9 protein-coding genes are annotated in these 16,116 nt (G+C 76.7%); 4 read left to right on the top strand and 5 right to left on the bottom strand.

The window, feature by feature from the left end; translation table 11 throughout:
- Window positions 1-42 precede the first annotated feature (42 nt).
- The 4 genes from trpB to ACRAKJ_RS18405 all read left to right on the top strand — a co-directional run bounded on the left by trpB (window position 43) and on the right by ACRAKJ_RS18405 (window position 3,763).
- Window positions 43-1,209, top strand: coding sequence for a tryptophan synthase subunit beta (trpB, locus tag ACRAKJ_RS18420; RefSeq protein ID WP_438920135.1), 1,167 nt, complete (start codon window positions 43-45; stop codon window positions 1,207-1,209).
- A complete protein-coding gene (gene trpA / locus ACRAKJ_RS18415) occupies window positions 1,206-2,021 on the top strand; it encodes a tryptophan synthase subunit alpha (protein WP_438920094.1) in 816 nt (271 codons plus the stop codon). The genes trpB and trpA overlap by 4 nt, the downstream gene beginning before the upstream one ends.
- 16 nt (window positions 2,022-2,037) lie before the next feature.
- Window positions 2,038-2,859, top strand: coding sequence for a UTRA domain-containing protein (locus ACRAKJ_RS18410; protein ID WP_438920095.1), 822 nt, complete (start codon window positions 2,038-2,040; stop codon window positions 2,857-2,859).
- Between the two features lie 73 nt (window positions 2,860-2,932).
- Window positions 2,933-3,763, top strand: a complete 831-nt coding sequence (locus ACRAKJ_RS18405; protein WP_438920096.1) for a type II toxin-antitoxin system PemK/MazF family toxin — start codon at window positions 2,933-2,935, stop codon at window positions 3,761-3,763.
- Window positions 3,764-3,766: 3 nt separating this feature from the next.
- Here the strand turns inward: ACRAKJ_RS18405 and ACRAKJ_RS18400 are convergent, their stop codons facing one another.
- Genes ACRAKJ_RS18400 through ACRAKJ_RS18380 form a run of 5 tightly spaced genes read right to left on the bottom strand, consistent with a single transcriptional unit; the run spans window position 3,767 to window position 15,950 of the window.
- Window positions 3,767-5,698 carry a hypothetical protein gene (locus ACRAKJ_RS18400; protein WP_438920097.1) on the bottom strand — a complete coding sequence of 644 codons (1,932 nt, stop codon included), beginning with the start codon at window positions 5,696-5,698 and terminating at the stop codon, window positions 3,767-3,769.
- Window positions 5,695-9,150: a DUF5682 family protein gene (locus ACRAKJ_RS18395; RefSeq protein ID WP_438920098.1), complete on the bottom strand. Its 3,456-nt coding sequence runs from the start codon at window positions 9,148-9,150 to the stop codon at window positions 5,695-5,697. Before ACRAKJ_RS18395 ends, ACRAKJ_RS18400 begins: the two co-directional genes overlap by 4 nt.
- Complete coding sequence (locus tag ACRAKJ_RS18390) at window positions 9,134-10,303, bottom strand: AAA family ATPase (protein ID WP_438920099.1); 1,170 nt, start codon at window positions 10,301-10,303, stop codon at window positions 9,134-9,136. The genes ACRAKJ_RS18395 and ACRAKJ_RS18390 overlap by 17 nt, the downstream gene beginning before the upstream one ends.
- A complete protein-coding gene (locus ACRAKJ_RS18385; protein ID WP_438920100.1) occupies window positions 10,300-15,099 on the bottom strand; it encodes a hypothetical protein in 4,800 nt (1,599 codons plus the stop codon). The genes ACRAKJ_RS18390 and ACRAKJ_RS18385 overlap by 4 nt, the downstream gene beginning before the upstream one ends.
- Window positions 15,096-15,950 carry a DUF4132 domain-containing protein gene (locus ACRAKJ_RS18380; protein ID WP_438920101.1) on the bottom strand — a complete coding sequence of 285 codons (855 nt, stop codon included), beginning with the start codon at window positions 15,948-15,950 and terminating at the stop codon, window positions 15,096-15,098. The genes ACRAKJ_RS18385 and ACRAKJ_RS18380 overlap by 4 nt, the downstream gene beginning before the upstream one ends.
- Between the last annotated feature and the right edge of the window lie 166 nt (window positions 15,951-16,116).

The raw sequence follows: 16,116 nt of genomic DNA, 5'->3' as shown, positions 1-16,116 counted from the left end.
TCTAGAGTTCTAGATGTGTCAGTCGACAACGAGCCCGCCTTGATGCGGGCACCCGACGCCACCGGCCGCTTCGGCCGGTTCGGCGGGCGCTACCTGCCGGAGGCCCTGGTGCCCGCCGCGCGGGCGGTGGAGGCGGCGTTCCGCGAGGCGTGGGCCGACGCCGCCTTCACGACCGAGTACCGGCGGCTGCTCGCGACCTACGTGGGCCGGCCGACGCCGGTCACCGAGTGCGCGCGGCTGTCCGAGGTGCTGGGCGTGCGCGTCCTGCTCAAGCGGGAGGACCTCGCGCACACCGGGTCGCACAAGATCAACAACGTGCTCGGCCAAGCCCTGCTGGCCAAGCGGATGGGCAAGCGCAAGCTCATCGCCGAGACCGGGGCCGGCCAGCACGGCGTGGCCTCCGCGACCGCCGCCGCCCTCCTCGGCCTGTCCTGCACCGTCTACATGGGACGCACCGACGCCCGTCGCCAGGAGCTGAACGTCTTCCGCATGGAGCTGCTGGGCGCGGAGGTCGTCACAGTGGCCTCGGCGGCGGGCACCGGCACGCTCAAGGAGGCCACGAACGCCGCGCTGCGCGCGTGGGTCGCCGAGACCGACGACGCCCACTACTGCCTGGGCTCCGCCCTCGGCCCGCACCCCTACCCGTGGATGGTGCGCGAGTTCCAGCGCGTCATCGGCGACGAGGCGCGCGCCCAGTGCGCGGAACGCCTGCCGGCCGCCGTGCCGGACGTGGTCGTCGCGTGCGTCGGCGGCGGGTCGAACGCGGCGGGCACGTTCGCCGGGTTCGTCGACACCCCGGCCGCGCTGGTCGGCGTCGAGGCGGCCGGCGGCAGCGCCGTCGACAAGGGCGTCCCCGGCGTGCTGCACGGCTTCCGGTCGCACTTCCTCCAGGACGGGGACAGCCAGGTCCTGGAGGCGGAGTCGATCTCCGCCGGCCTCGACTACCCCGGCGTGGGGCCGGAGCACGTGCACCTCGCCGAGACCGGCCGCGTCCGGTACACCGGCGTCACCGACCACCAGGCGATGCGGGCGCTGGAGCTGCTGACGAAGACCGAGGGCATCCTGCCCGCCCTGGAGTCGGCGCACGCCGTGGCGTGGGTGGTCGACGCCGCCGCGACCGGCGAGCTGGCCCCCGGGTCCACGGTGCTGATCACGCTGTCCGGGCGCGGCGACAAGGACGTCCAGCAGATCAGGGAGTACCTCCGATGAGCGTTGCCGCAGCCGGCTTGGAGCAGCACCTGAAGGCGGCGGGACGACCGCTGCTCGTGCCCTACCTCATGGCCGGGGTCGTGCCCGACTGGCTCGACCTGGTGCGCGGGGTCGCCGAGGCCGGGGCGGACGCGATCGAGATCGGCCTGCCGTTCTCCGACCCGATGCTCGACGGCCCCACCGTGCAGCGCGCGGCGGCGGCGGCGCTCGACCGGGGCGCCCGGCCGAGGCCGCTGCTCGACGAGCTGGCCGGGCTCGACCTCGACGTGCCGCTGGTCGTGATGACCTACGCGAACGTGGCCGAGACGCTGGTGCCGTCGCGCGGGGTCGCCGGGTTCGTCGACCACCTGGCGGCGGTCGGCGTGCGCGGCGCGATCGTGCCGGACCTGCCGCTGGAGGAGTCCGCCGAGTACCGGGCGCGGGCCGCCGACGCGGGCGTGGCGGCCGTGCTGCTGGCCGCGCCGTCGTGCGACGACGACCGGTGCCGCGAGATCGCGTCGGCGTCCGCCGGGTTCGTCTACAGCATGAGCTCGATGCAGACCACCGGCGAGCGCCACGACCTGTCCGGCACGGCGCGCGCCCACTCCCGGCGGTTGAGGGCGATGACGGACCTGCCGGTGGTGACCGGGTTCGGCATTTCCTCGGTGGAGCAGGCGGTGGACGCCTGCCGCGACGCGGACGGGGTGGTCGTCGGGTCGGCGCTGCTGCGACCGCTGGTGGACGGCGCGCCGATCGCGGACGTGGTCGACGCGGTGGCGGCGTTCCGCCGGGCGCTATCCTCGGCGCGGTCGGGGGCGAGTCCGGTGGCGTGACGGAGTCGGGGGTGGCGTGGAGCGCAACGACCGCGGGTTCGGTGGCCGCGTGCCCAAGTACCTCGCGATCTACCGGGTGCTGGCCGAGCGGATCGAGGCCGGGCACTACGAGCCGGACGCGCCGCTGCCCGCGCAGCGCGAGCTGGTCGAGGAGTTCGACGTCTCGCTCATGACGGTCCGGCAGGCGGTCCAGGCGCTGGAGGCCGACGGCCTGCTGGAGACCCGGCACGGCGTGGGCACGTTCGTGCGGCGGCCGGCGTTCTCCTACGGGCTCACCGGTCTGCGCAGCCTGTCCCAGGAGCTGGTGGAGCAGGGCATCGAGCTGTCCACCGAGGTGCTGGGCGCGTCGGTCGCCGCCGCGCCCGCCGACGTGGCCGGCCGGCTGGGCCTGCCCGCGGACGCGCCCGTGCTGGCCGTGGAACGGCTGCGCAGCACGTCCGCCGGCCCGCTGGTGCTCCAGACCTCGTACCTGCCGGAGGCGCTCGGCGCGCGGGTGGACGTGGACGCGCTGCGCCGCCAGTCGCTGTACCGGCTGCTGGACGAGCTGGGCACGCCCGTGCGGCAGGCCGGCGAGACCATCCGGGCGGTGGCGCTGACCGACGCCGAGGCCGCGCTGCTGGACCGCGCCCCCGGCTCACCCGCCCTGCTGAGCTGCCGGCTCAGCCGCGGTGAGGACGGCGCGCCGCTGGTCGACGACCGGGCGCTGCTGGTCGGCGACGACACGGTGATCACCGCGGAGCGGGCCGTGACGGGGACGAACCTCTCCTACGGGCACGCGGCGCACGGCGCGGCGGTGCGGGGTGCGGCGGTGCGCGGCGGTAGCGGCGCTGGGCGGTAACGCGGTTCCCCGGCTGGGGCGACACGACGGCGTACGGCCCGCCGCGAGGGCGGCGGGCACGGGAGGAGCACGCGTGCGGTTGATCGGGAAGTTCATCGCCCAGTGGCTCGCCGCCGGGTACCTGACGTTCCCCGCGGTGTACCTGTGGGTGTCGCAGAACGACCCCGGGCGGTTGGTGGGCAACGACTTCCTGCTGGTCAACGCGTGCGTCGCACCGGTGGCGGCGGTGTGGGTCGTGCTGCGGCACCGGCGGGTCCGGCTGGGGTTCTGGTGGGCCGCCGCGCGGGTGGTGGTGCTGCTGGCGCTGTCGGGCGTGGTGACGTGGTACGCGATGGACCCCGTGCGGGTGGGCGTCCGGGAGCTGGACCCGACGCGGATCGCCGTGCTGCTGGTGTTCCTGTGGGCGTGGATCGCCGGGTCGCGGCTGCTGGACCGGGCCCTGGGCGCGCCGGCGCGGCGCGGCGGCGGGGTGGTCTGGCGGGGCGACGACGTCCGGCCGGGGCGCGGCGAGGTCTGGTCCGCGCTGGTGCCGTTCGAGGAGGGGTCCCACGACGGGGACGGGCAGCGGGCCAAGGACCGGCCGTGCGTGGTGGTCAGCACGTTCGCCCGGCACGCGTACGTCCTCAAGATCACCAGCGTGGACCAGGGCGACCGGCCCGGCTACCTGGCGCTGCCCGCCGGCTGGCACCCGTGGTCGGAGAAGGCGAGCTGGGTCAAGCTCGAACCGCTGATCAAGGTGTCCTACCTGGACTTCCGGCAGCACGTCCGCGACGCGCCCGAGCGGGCGTGGGCCGCGATCGAGGAGCGGTACCCGCCGGACGCCACGCCGCAGCGGCACACGCCGAGCGCGAAGCCGCGGACGCCCCGGCGGGGCCCCCGTTCCCGCCGGGACGCCCGGACCTGACCCCTACCCCCCGACCGCGGCCAGCCACGCCCGCCGCGCCGAGGCGCGGGTGAACTCCCGCACGTGCAGGCCCGCCCGCAGCCAGGCGACCGGGAACTGCTCGCCCGCGTCGCGCACCACCCGGCCGAACGCGTCGCGCTCGCGGTCGCGGGAGGTGGCGGCGAGGTCGGCGAGCAGGTCGGCGGTCGTGGTCAGGCCCGTGGCGCGCAGGGCCGTGACCTCGCGGTGGGCGGAGGCGACGGCGGCGACGGCCCGGCCGCCGAGGGTGATGCGGTGCAGGACGTTCTCCAGCGGTCGCAGCGGTGCGGGCACGCGGTCGGCCGGTTCCGGGCGCGGCGGCAGGACCTGGCCCGCGCCGCCGGCGACGTGGGAGCGCTGGACGCGGTCCAGGCCCAGGTCCACGTGGTGGGCCAGGTCGTCGGGCAGGGCCAGGTCTCCCGAGGCGGCGAGCGCGGTGACCGTGCCCGGCCGGTCCGGGAGGAGACGTGCCACGACCCGGAGGGCCAGGCCGGGCGCGCCGGCGAGGACGGTGAGGTTGTCGCGGGTCTGGTTCGTGTGGCCGACGAGGTCGAGGATTCCGTGCGCGGTGTCGAGGCGCAGGGCGGGGCCGGCCGAGCCCAGGACCGTGCCTTCCAGGAAGAGCAGGTCGGCGCCGGCGGGGCGGCGGGCGTCCGGTGCGGTGTGCGCGTGGAAGGCGCGGAGCACCTGGTCGGGCAGCGGTTCGGCCCAGAGGCGGGCGAGCGGGTCGGCGGTCCACGGGGTGGGTTTCGCGGACACGGCGCGCACGGCCTTGCCCGCGCCGAGCCGGTGGTCGGGCGAGGCGGTGCCGCCGGACAGGAGGAGGCCCGCGCGGCCCAGGGCGCGGTGGGTCAGGCCGGACTCGCCGACCGCCACCGGTCCGCTCGCGGCGGCGGCCACCCGTTCGGGGCCGCCGGGGGTGACGGCGGGGACGGTCCACAGCCGGCCCGAGTCGTCGACGAGGTGCGTGACGACGCCGGCGTAGCCGGAGGTGCTGATCACCGGTTCGGTGCACAGGCCGTGCAGGCGGAGCGCGCCGATCGGGTGGTACTCGCGCCGGGCGGTGCCGCGCAGGTCGTCCGGGTCGCCGGTGCCGGTGCGGAGGTCGTGGCAGAGGAGCATCAGGTCGACGAGTTCGGCGGTGAGCTGTTCGCGGTCGAACGACGGGTCGCCGGTGCGGGCGGCGGTGAGGGCGTTGGCGACGCGCAGCCCCGCAGCGGCGGCGCGGTGCAGCCCGGCGACCCGGGCGGTGTGCACGGCGCGCAGCAGTTCGGCCCGCACCACCGCCCCGCTGCCCGCAGCGCCGGAACGAAGGATTGTTGAACAACCCTCCCACACCGCCTCGGCCGCCGACCGCTGCTCGGGAGTGGCGGGGGCCGCCGCCGGGAGGTGGTTCCCGGTAGCTGCCGGGGACCTGGTAGCTGCCGGGGACCTGGTGCTCGGCGGGGGTCCGGCACTTGGCGAGGATTCGGCGGCGGGCGGAGCGGCTGTGTCGTGACCGGCGCCGGAGCCGGGGCCGGAGGCGGAGGCGGGGTCGGAGGCGGGGTCGCGGTCTTGCTCTTGGTCTTGGTCTTGGTCGGGGTCGGGGTCGGCTTCGGGGTTGTGGCCGGCTTCGGGGTCGGGGGCGTCGACCTCGTCGGCGATGTCCGCCGCCGCCACCGCGATGCCCCGGTGCAGGCACTTCGGCGCGAGCAGGCAGGTGCAGGACAGGTTTTCCGCCTCGGCCAGCACCCCCGCGCGCAGGGTCCAGGTGAGGACGGTCTCCGGGTCGAGTTCCGCGCGGGCGGTCGTGGGGGTGGTGGTGACCGTCCAGCCGGTCGCCTTGTCCAGCGAGGCGTCGATCCGCTTGCGCAGGCGCGGCGGGAGGGTGTCGAGCACGTCGGCCACCACCGCGGGCGCCACCGGGGGCAGGGTCACGAGCGCACCTTCTCCCCCACCCAGCGGGCCAGTTCCCGGGGGCTCAGGGCGGCCACCGGCATCCCGGCCGCGACCAGCGCGCCCGCCACGGACGTCGAGTAGCGCGCCTTGCCGGCGTCGTCCAGGCTCGCGCAGCCCAGCACGGTCACGCCCGACGTCACCAGCTCCCGCACCTGCGCGACGAGCGCGCCCACCGGGCCGCCCTCCTCGAAGTCGCTGACCAGCACCACCATCGTCCTCTCCGGCACGGTCACCAGGGTCCGGGCGTGCCGCAGCGCGCCCGCGATGTGCGTGCCGCCGCCGACCCGCACCTCCAGCAGCAACGACAACGGGTCGGCCACCCGCTCGGTCAGGTCGACCACCTCGGTCGAGAACGCCAGGAAGTGCGTGGTCAGGGCGGGCACCCCGGCGAACACCGACGCGGTCAGCGCCGACCACACCGTGGACGCCTCCATCGAGCCCGACACGTCGACGACCAGCACCAGCCGCCAGTCGCTGGACCGGCGACCGCGCGTGCGGAACACCGGCCGCTCCGGCACCACCAGCACCCGGCCGGTCGCGTCACGCCTGGCGGTGGCCAGGTTCGCGCGCAGCGTGCGCGGCAGGTCGAGCTTGCCGCCCGGCCGCCGGGTCGGCACCGGCAGCTGCACGCCGGTCAGCGCGGGCCGCACGCGGTTCGCCAGTTGCGCGGTCAGCTCGCGCACGAGCCGCGCCACCAGCGGTCGGAGCCTGGCGAGCGACTGCTCGGACAGCCCGCCGGCCAGCGACAGCACGCTGCGCAGCAGCTCGACCGAGGGCCGCACCGACCCGGGGTCGATCTCCAGCGCCGCCTCCAGCCGGCCGCCCTCGGCGGCGGTCGCCAGCACCTCCTCGCGGACGCCGTCGCCGAACAGCTCGGCCAGCTCCTCGGACCACTCGCGCACGTCGGGGAACGGCGACGACCGGTCCGCGCCGAGCCCGCCGGCCGCCGCGCCCTCGCCGCGCTCCAGCCCGTACAGCTCGTCCAGCGCCGCCGCGTAGCGCGCCGCACCTGCCGGCCGGTCACCCCGCGCGCCGAGCACCAGCCGCCACCGCACGCCCGCGCCCAGCTCCCGTCGACCACCGGCTACGGGTGCGTCGGCGGCGGCCGGCGGCACGGGAACCGGATCGTCCACGACGGGTGGTGGAGTCCGGGCGCCGTCGGCGAGCGGGGCCCGCAGGTGGTGGGACTCCAGCACGTCGGCGGCGGCGCGCTCGGCTTCCAGCCACACGGCCAGCAGTTCGGGGTCGGGTGCGCCGACCGCGTCCACCCGGTCGCCGGTCCGGGCCTCGACCACCGCGAGCACGCGGGCGCGGGCGGCCGGGCCGATCGAGGTGAACGCGCCGCGCAGCGCGGGCAGGCGGTCCAGGAAGTCGCGGTCCGCCAACGACTCCACCCGGGCCAACAGCGGGTCGAGCGCCTCCGGCGCCTCCAGCAGCGGACCGGCCGCCGCCAGCACACCGGTCAACGACCGCTTCAGCACCCCCCGCCGCTCGGGCGTGCTCGCGCCGTCCACCCAGGACGCCACCCGCTCGCCCAGCACGTCCGGCGGCACCAGGCCCAGCAGCACCCGCACCGCGCCGGCCGCGCCCGCGATGAGCGGCGCGCCCTCGTCGGCCAACCGGCGCAGGCACGCCGCCAGCCGCACCCCGGTGCCGTGCGCGTCGTGCCGCTGCCCCAGTTCGACCAGTGCCCGCGCGTCCGCCACGTCCTCCGACCCGGCCAGCCCGTCGAGCTGCGCGACCGCCGCCGTCTCCAGTTCGGCGGCGAGCAGCGGGTGCCCGTCGAGCACCGTCCCCGGTGTCCCGGGCAGGTGCCCGGCGCGCAGCCGGTCCACCAGGTCGAGCCCGGCGAGCAGCTCGGGCAGCGTCCCCGAGGCCGGCAGCACGGTCGCCGCGTCGCCCAGCAGCTCGTCCACGACCTCCGGCAGGCCGCACCGGGCCGCGTCGGCCAGGTCGGCCAGCACGTCGGCCGGCGTGTGCCCGCCGCGTTCCTCGCGTTGCGCCCGGCGCGCCCGCAGCCGTCCGCGCGCGGCCAGCGGCAGCGTGGCCCCCCACAGCCCGGCCACCGGCAGCATCGCCGCGGTGGCGGGCGTCCACGCGACGGTCCAGCGGGTGCTCAGGGCGTCACCGCCGCCGACGCCCGAGGTCCCCGTCTCCTCGCCGTAGGTGACGCCCAGCACGGCCAGTCGCCGCAGCGCCACCTCGCGCCGGGCGTCCAGCGCCGACCGCAGCGGGTCCAGGCGCAGCGCGACCGGTTCGCGGGAGCCCGGGCCGGGCAGCCGCAGGTCGGCCACCAGGTCCTCCACCGCCGGGGCCAGGCCCGACCTCGGCGTGCCCGGCGCGAGCACGCCGGTGCGGTGCCCGACCAGCACGTCCCCCGCGGCGCGGGCCACCACGCGACCGCGCCCCAGCGGTTCGGCGTGCGTCAGCACGGTCTGCACCGCCTCCACGACCTCGCCGCGGCCGGGCGCGGGCAGGCCGCGCAGGCGGGCCAGGTCGACGGCCAGCCGCAGCGCCTCCCGCGCCTCGCCGGGGCCGGCCGGGTGGCCCAGCTCCCGGACGCGCGCGCAGATCCGCACGATGACCGACGCGGCGGCGGCCTCGATCGCCGCCGGGTCGCCCGCTGCCTCCAGCACGGCCTGCTGCCACTCGGGGTCGCGGATGCCCGCCGGGTAGCCGGACCGCTCGTCCAGCAGCGCGAACCCGTAGGGCACGAGCGAGGTGACCACGTCGGACGACGACGGCGCGTCCTCCTCCGCGGGAGGCCCGGACAGCAGCGCCGCCGCGTGGAACGACCCGATCACCGCCGCGCACCGCCGGTCGCCCACCTCGGCCACCGCGCGCCGCATCCACGCCTCCCGGCGCAGGTCGAACGGGTCCACCTCGCCCGCGTCCGACCGCATCGCCCAGCCGACGTACAGCGCGGCCCGCCGCACGGCCTCCGGGTCCTGCCCCGGCGCGGCCACCTCGACCAGCCGGTCCCACAGGTCGTCGCCGTCCCGGCCGGTCACCGCGCGGCGCAGCGCGTCGGTCAACGGGGCCGCGTCCCGCGCGCCGGGCGAGTGCCCGGACCCGCGCAGCGCCAGCGGCAGGTCGCACGCGCGCACCTCGACGCCGTGCCTGTGCGCCCACCGGATCGCGGCCAGCTCGGGCGAGAAGTCGGCGAACGGGTAGAACGCGAGCCCCCCGCCGTCCCTGCCGGCCCCGGACAGCGCGACCGGCGCGACGAGGTCGGGCGCGGCCAGGTGCGGCAGCCACTCCGCCAGCTCCGCGGGCAGCTCGACCAGCAGCACCTCGGGCGCGAACGCCTCCAGCAGGGCGGGCACCGCGGCGGCCAGCGCCGGCGAGTGGTGCCGCACCCCGATCAGGTGGGGCGCGCGGTGGCCGACGAGCCGGTCGGCCACCGCGGTCCCGTCAGGCGTCGAGGACATCGCGCAGTTCCCACAGCCGCCGCCACGTGCGCGCGCCGCTCTCCGCGCGCCGCCGCACCGCGCCGTCCCAGTAGCCGAGCAGCCGGGCCGCGTCACCGGGGTCGTCCTTGCGGACCACGCCCAGCAGGTGGCCGGGCAGCAGGGACAGCGGGTCGCGGTCGCCGGGGAAGTAGGCGTCGGCCAGGCCGAGCGAGGTCGCGACGGACACCGCCTCGGCCGTGCTCATCACGGTGGACGGCCGCTCGACCGCCCAGCCCTCCTGGGACACCCCGTTGCGCAGGTCGCGGAACGCGGTGACCAGCACCTCCAGCACCACGTCGTCCACCTTGAACGGCGCGCCGACGCGTTCCAGCGCCGTGCGGGCCTGCCGCCGCACCAGCTCCGTCTCCGCGGCCAGGTCGCCGATCGGCCCCACGGCCTCGAAGTTGAACCGGCGCTTGAGCGCCGCCGACATCTCCGACACGCCCCGGTCGCGCAGGTTCGCGGTGGCGATCACGGTGAAGCCGGGCGCGGCGTGCACGGTCGCGCCGTCCGTGCCGGACAGCTCGGGCACGGCGATGCGCCGGTCGGACAGGATCGACACCAGTGCGTCCTGCACCTCGGGCAGGCAGCGGGTGACCTCCTCGACGCGCACCACGCCGCCGCCGCGCATGGCGGTGAGCACCGGCGACGGCACCAGGGCGCGCGGCGACGGCCCCTCGGCCAGCAGCAGCGCGTAGTTCCAGCCGTAGCGCAGCTGGTCCTCGGTGGTGCCGGCGGTGCCCTGCACGACGAGCTGGCTGCTGCCGCACACGGCCGCGGCCAGCAGCTCGGACAGCATCGACTTGGCCGTGCCGGGCTCGCCGACGAGCAGCAGGCCGCGCTCGCCGGCGAGGGTGACGACGGCGCGTTCGACCAGCGCCCGCTCCCCGACGAACTTCGCGCTGATCACCAGCCGCTGCGGCAGGCCGGCGACCTTCTTCGGCAGCGCCAGCGCGTCGCCGCCGCTGCCCATGACGAACGTGACGACGGCGCGCGGGGTGAGCCGCCAGCCGGGTGGCCTGGGGCCGTCGTCGTGGGCGGCGAGGAACGCCAGCTCGCCGGCGTGGGCGTCCTCGGCTGGCTCGACCTGCCTCGGTGCGGCGGTCGTGGCGGTGGCGGTCGTGGCGGTCACCTGCGTCCTCCGGTCTTCAGTTCCTCGTAGGCGGGCGCGTCGCCGTCGAGCACGCGCCGCCAGGCCCGGGCGAACAGGTCGGCGACGGGTTCGCGGGGCACGATCGCGTCGCGCGGCCGGTCTGCCGGCCGGAAGCCGAACAGGGGCGCCTTCCACGACTCGACGGGCAGGTGCGGCGCGCCGAGCGCCAGCCAGCCGCCGGGCAGGAACAGCGACCGCCCGGCGCGGGCCCGCTTCGCGGTGAGCACCAGGTCCGTCGCGGCCAGCTCGGCGCGCGCCTTCTTCAGGCGGGCGGGCTTCCAGCCGGTCCACCGGGCCACGTTGGCGTCGGTCGGGTCGGGCAGGGCCAGCAGCTGGAGGTACAGCACGGCCGCGTCCTCCCCGAGGGAGCACCGCTCGGCGACCTCGGCCACCAGGTGCGGCACGGACACCAGCGGGTCCTGCGCGTACGCCGCCGGGTCCACCCCGTCGGGGGCGGTCACGGCGCACGCGGCGGCCGTGCCGGGCGCGGCCAGCAGGTCCAGGTCCGCGAGCACGCCCTGCTCGTTCCCGACCTCCACCACCGCCGCCAGCAGGTCCCGGTCGCCCGGGCCGACCAGGGCGGGGCGGACGACCAGTCGGGAGTAGTGGTCGTTGACGCCGCACACCTCCAGCCACGGCCGGTGCCGGTGCACCTGCCCGGCCCCGGGCGGGTCGAGGTCGAGCAGCTGCTTGAGCGTGTCGCGGGAGTTGTAGTACGCGGCGACGAAGGCGAAGCCGGGGTGCGCGACCCGTTCCCGGGCCAGTTCCAGCGCCCGGGGCAGCCGCGCGCGCAGCGGCGAGCCGACCGGCAGGCGGTGCGCGAGCCACAGCAGCACGTGCGGCAGCGCGCCGAGGGTGGTCGCGCTGAAGGCGTCCCGGTGGCGGGCCACGAGGTTGCCGTCCTCCCAGCGGTGGTCGGCGTCGGTGGTGAGCCACGACGTGCTCTCGGGATCGGCCACGCCGCTGACGAACTCGGCGGTGTTGCGGAGGTTCGGCAGCTTCGTCGCGTCGACCAGGACGTCGTCGGGGACGGGCGTGCGGCGGCCGTGCTGCGCGACCCACACCTCGGCGACCGCGTCCACGTCGGGGCCGCGCTCCCACAGGTCGGCCGGGTCGGCGGGCACGGCGGCGGCCAGCAGCCGGTACCGTTCGCCGACGTCCAGCCTGCGCAGCCGCTCCTTGGCCGCGGACGCCTCCGCCTGGGACAGGCCGAGCAGGTGCCGCTGCTCGGTGCTCAGGTAGTGGGCGTTGTGGTTGTCGACGCCGGCCATGCCCGCCAGCAGCACCTTCGCCTCGGCCGATCCCAGGCCGGTGCGCTCGACGAGGGCGGGCACCGCCTCGGGGAACCACGGCGCGGGGCCGCGTTCGGCCAGCAGCTCCAGGAACCGGGCGACCTGCCGGGCGCCGAACGCGTGCCCGACGACCTCGTGCGCCGCCAGCCGCCACGTGCCGGGCAGCTCGAACGTCCCGGAGCGGCTGTGCTGGAGGCCCTCGTAGCTCTGGTAGGAGTCGGAGGACCACCGGTCGTCGAGCAGGGTGGTGAAGCCGTCGCCGACCGGGACGACCCGGTCCTTGGGCGGGACCTTGCCGCGCGAGACCTCCGCGGACGGCACCTTGACGTGCACGAGGCGCCAGCGCCCGTCCGCGTCGGCCAGCCCGGCGTCGGCGACGGCGCGCAGCAGCAGTTCCAGCGCCGGGCGGTGCGCGTCCGGCGTGAGCGGCGACGCGGCGCGGTGCGCGACGGCGGCGAGGTGCGGGAGCACGCGGTGCCACCCGGGGTGCACGGCGGGCAGCTCGCGCCCCTCGGCGCGCTCGACCGCGCCGGACAGCGCCTCCAGCAGCTCGGGCAGCGCGGTCCGGCCGTCGTGGCCGTTGTTGTACCAGCCGCCGAACCAGGACAGGGCGTCGACGAGTTCCCGCTCGGTGACCGCGGTGGCGGTGGTGTCGTGGGCCGGTTCCGCGGTGCGGGCGGCCTCGGCGACCTCGGCGTAGCCGCGGAAGGCGCGCCGGGCGTCGGCGGCGCGCCGCACGACGTCGGACACGCCCGCGATGAGGTTCGCGTCGGTCAGGCCGGGCAGCTGCTCGGTGATGGCGCGCGACAGCGGGTCGTGCTCGCCGCGCCGCACGGCCGCGAGCTTGTCGCGCACCGGCATCCGCTCGGTCGCGTCGGCCACGTCGAGCAGCCGTTCCACGGCCTCGCGGGTGACGGCGCGCAGCGCGGCCGACCCGGCCCGGTCGCGCACCCGCAGGGCGTGCCACCAGTCCCTCGGCGGTACGACCGGGGTGCCCATCGCGTACGGCGGGTGCTGGGCGAGCGCGGACACCGAGCCCCACGAGGTCCCGTCCGGGTCCTCGAACGACACCACGTCGCCGCGGCCGGTCAGCGCGACCTCGGAGCCGGGGAACCGCAGCAGGCCCACCGGTTCGCGGGTCGTCAGCCGCACCCGGCGGCCGTCGACGCCCTCGCCGGTCCACGAGCGGTCCGCCTCGCGGCGCACGCGCCAGCCGTGCAGGCCGTCGGCGACGCCCAGCGGGCTGTCCCCGGTGCCGGGCGCGGCGGGCCGCAGGTCGCAGTGGACCGCTTCGAGCCGCGCGCCGTCCGCGGCGAAGTCCTCCAGGAAGCGGGGCTTGCTCGCGCGGCCCACCGCGCCGGTCGCCGGGTCCACCTCGCGCCAGCGCAGCTCGCCGCTGTCGTAGTCGGTGGTCCACGTGGTCGTGCCGTCGCCGTGGGTGTCGCGGGGCTGCGGGATCGTGGTGTCGCCGGGGTGCACGGCCCGGGAGCCGGTGAACCGGCCGCCGCCGGGCAGCGCGATCGACGGGTGCGGGACGTCGGGCCGCCAGCCGTGGCGGTCCTTGCCGTCCACCGCGAAGACCCGCTCGGGCGCGTCGCTCCAGTAGCCCCGCTCGCCCTCGGCGGTGTACCAGGTGACCAGGAGGACGCCGTCGAACCAGGACGCGTGCACCCGGCGCCAGTGGGACCGCTGGTCGACGGGGACGCGCGAGACGTGCTCGGCCAGGACGCCGTCCGGGCCGACGACGACGAAGCGGTCGCCGCGGCCGAGCACGAGCGCGGGCCAGCCCTCGCCGGCGATGCTGATCGCCTCGTCCTGCTTCCCGCCGTCGAGCAGGCGGGCCGCCGCCTCCTCCAGGGCGGGCCAGCCCAGTTCGTCGAACAGGCCCGCGCGCAGCGTGCGGTGCAGCGCGTCGGCCACGTCGGTGCCCGCGACGGCCTCGGCCGCCTCCGGCACGTCGACGTACGCCTCGGGCAGCCGCAGCGGGCCCAGCGCGTCCAGGTGCCGGAACAGGTCGGGCAGGCCGCCCGCGGTGATGCCGGCGGCGTGCCGGGTGAGCCAGTCCCGCAGGGCGGTGCGCAGGCCCGGCACGGAGAAGGCGTTGAGCAGCACGTCGCGGCTGACGGTCGTGGGTCGGGTGTGCGCGCGGAGGTGGACGACGAGGCCCTCGCCCAGCGACCGGCCGAAGCGCTCGGAGGCGGCGAGCGCGGCCAGGTCGCGGCGACCGGGCGCGGCGTCGCCGGACCACTCCGCGACGTTCAGGTGCGGTGCGGCGCGGTCGTGCTCGGCGATCGGGACGCCGCGCTCCACCAGCAGGTCGAGCAGGTCCAGCTCGCCCTGGCGCCAGTTGTGCAGCACGCGCACCGGCACGTCGTCGGCGACCAGCCGGTCCGCCATCCGCGCGACGAGGTCGAGCAGCTTCTCCGAGCGGTTCACGCCGCGCCAGCCCGAGGAGCGCACGGACACCACGGACGACAGCCAGTCGGCGGGCCGCGCGGCGCCGCCGGGCTCGACAAGGTCGCGGGTCGCGCCGCAGCGCTCCAGGACGTCGAACCAGGTGTCCAGCGCGGCCACCGAGTCGGGCACGAACTCCAGCAGCCGCGCGCGCACGGCCTCGTCGGCGGACGCCAGCGCCACCAGCTCGCCCTGGTAGGACTTCCAGAACGGCGCGCCGGCGCGGCTGATCGAGGAGCAGTCCAGGACGGCGCGCAGCAGGCGCTCGTCCTCCTCCCGGCGCGGGCGCCCGGCGGCCTTGGCCAGCCGGCGGAGGTCCTCGGGCATCCCGGTGTACGGGGGCAGGCCGCCGCGGGTGCGCTCCACGCACAGCGTGAAGAACAGCTCGTGGGCCGCGTCCACGTCGTCCTTGCGGGCCAGGCCCTTCGCGTGCGCGGACAGCGCCTTGGCGGTCAGCGCGCCGGCGAAGGCGAACTCCAGGAACACCTCGCGCGTGCGCTCGGCGTCCACGACGAGGTCGTGCACCTCCTCCGCCTCGCGGGCCTTGCCGAACATGCTCGCCGCGTAGGTGGTGTTGCCGTGCTGGAGGAAGATCCGCCCGGCCTGCTCGTAGAACGTGGGCAGGAAGTGCGGCGCGGACCGGCCGAGCATCTCGCCCAGCGCGGTGAAGCCGTCCTTCGCGGCCCCGGCGCGGGACTTCGCGGTGCGCGCCAGGCGCTCGACGTCCTTGACCAGGTTGAGCGCGTGGTGGGCGTTGGCCGGGTCGTTGACCAGGGCCCACGCCGGGAAGCCCAGCGCGCTGCGCCGGCCGGTGCCGACGTCGGCGGTGCGCACGGGCGCGCCGAATCCGAGGTACTCGCAGGTGAGGTCCTCGGCCGCGCCGAGCACGGCGGGCACGAGCCGCACCACGACCCGGTCGCCCAGGGCGGGGTGGGTGTAGTGGCGGGCGGTGACCGTGTCGCGGTCCTCGCCGGCGGCGACGGTGCCGGGCAGTACGGCACCGGCGGCGATGAGCTGCTTGTCGTTCACGCGAGCACCGCTTCCTCGACGACGCGCCCGGCGTGGATCGCCGAGGCCATGCGCATCCCCTCGGACCACGCGACGGGTCCGACGTCGGTGAGCGCCAGTCCGGTTCCGTCCTCCAGCGACCAGCGCAGCTCGCCGGTCCACGTCTCGCCCTCGGGGTAGTCCGAGCCGAGCCAGAAGCGGGCCTCCACGACCCGGCCGCCCTCGAACGCGGAGTACACCGCGTCACCGCCGCGCACCGGGTAGCCGAGCGTGCGGCACCGGCCCAGCGCGTGGTTGAGCTGCTCGAACCTGCCGTTCGCGTAGTCGGCCACGGACGACTTGCCGGCCACGTCGGCGGGCGCGGGCCGGGTGAAGGTCTGCCGGAACAGCTGCTGCACCCTCTGCTGCACGCCCAGTTCCGCGCCGAACTCGCGCAGCTCCTCCAGGTCGTCCAGCAGCACGGGGTGCGGCACGCGCACCACGTCGGCGGTGACGCGCACCGTCTCGCCGTCGAGGGTGACCACGCCGAGCCCCCGCTCGGGGTCGGCGTCGCGCAGGAAGCCGGTCTCGTCGCCCGCGGTGACCACGAGGTCGCGCAGCGCCGCGGCCCACGCCTCGTCCGCCCACGCCTCGGCGACGAGCGCGGCGGGCACGGGCAGCGAGCGCGTCATCCAACCGTCCACCGTGGACGCGCACTCGGCCTCGTGGCGCGAGAGCCACTCGGCGAGCTGGCGCAGCTGCACGACCTTCGGGTCGTCCTTGAGCGAAGCGGGTACCGAGGAGAGCAGCTTGCCCTTGCCGTTGCGGCACTGGACGCGCCCGTTCTCCCCGAGCCGCACCTGGTACCCGGACGCGGCGTCGAGCCAGCCCACGGTTCCTCCTGCGAATCGATCTGCGACGGTGATGGCGGGAGGCTAGCGACGGGGTCCGACAAGAAGATCACCGCGACCGGTTCGCGATCGCGCCGTGACGGCGGGTCGTGCCGCGACCACGGACCGTGCCGACCGCAGTTCTGCGACCGATGGCCCATTACCCTAA

Source organism: Saccharothrix sp. DSM 118769 (assembly GCF_052936295.1).
Note: the sequence above shows the minus strand (reverse complement) of the source record. Positions and strands in the feature narration are given on the sequence as shown.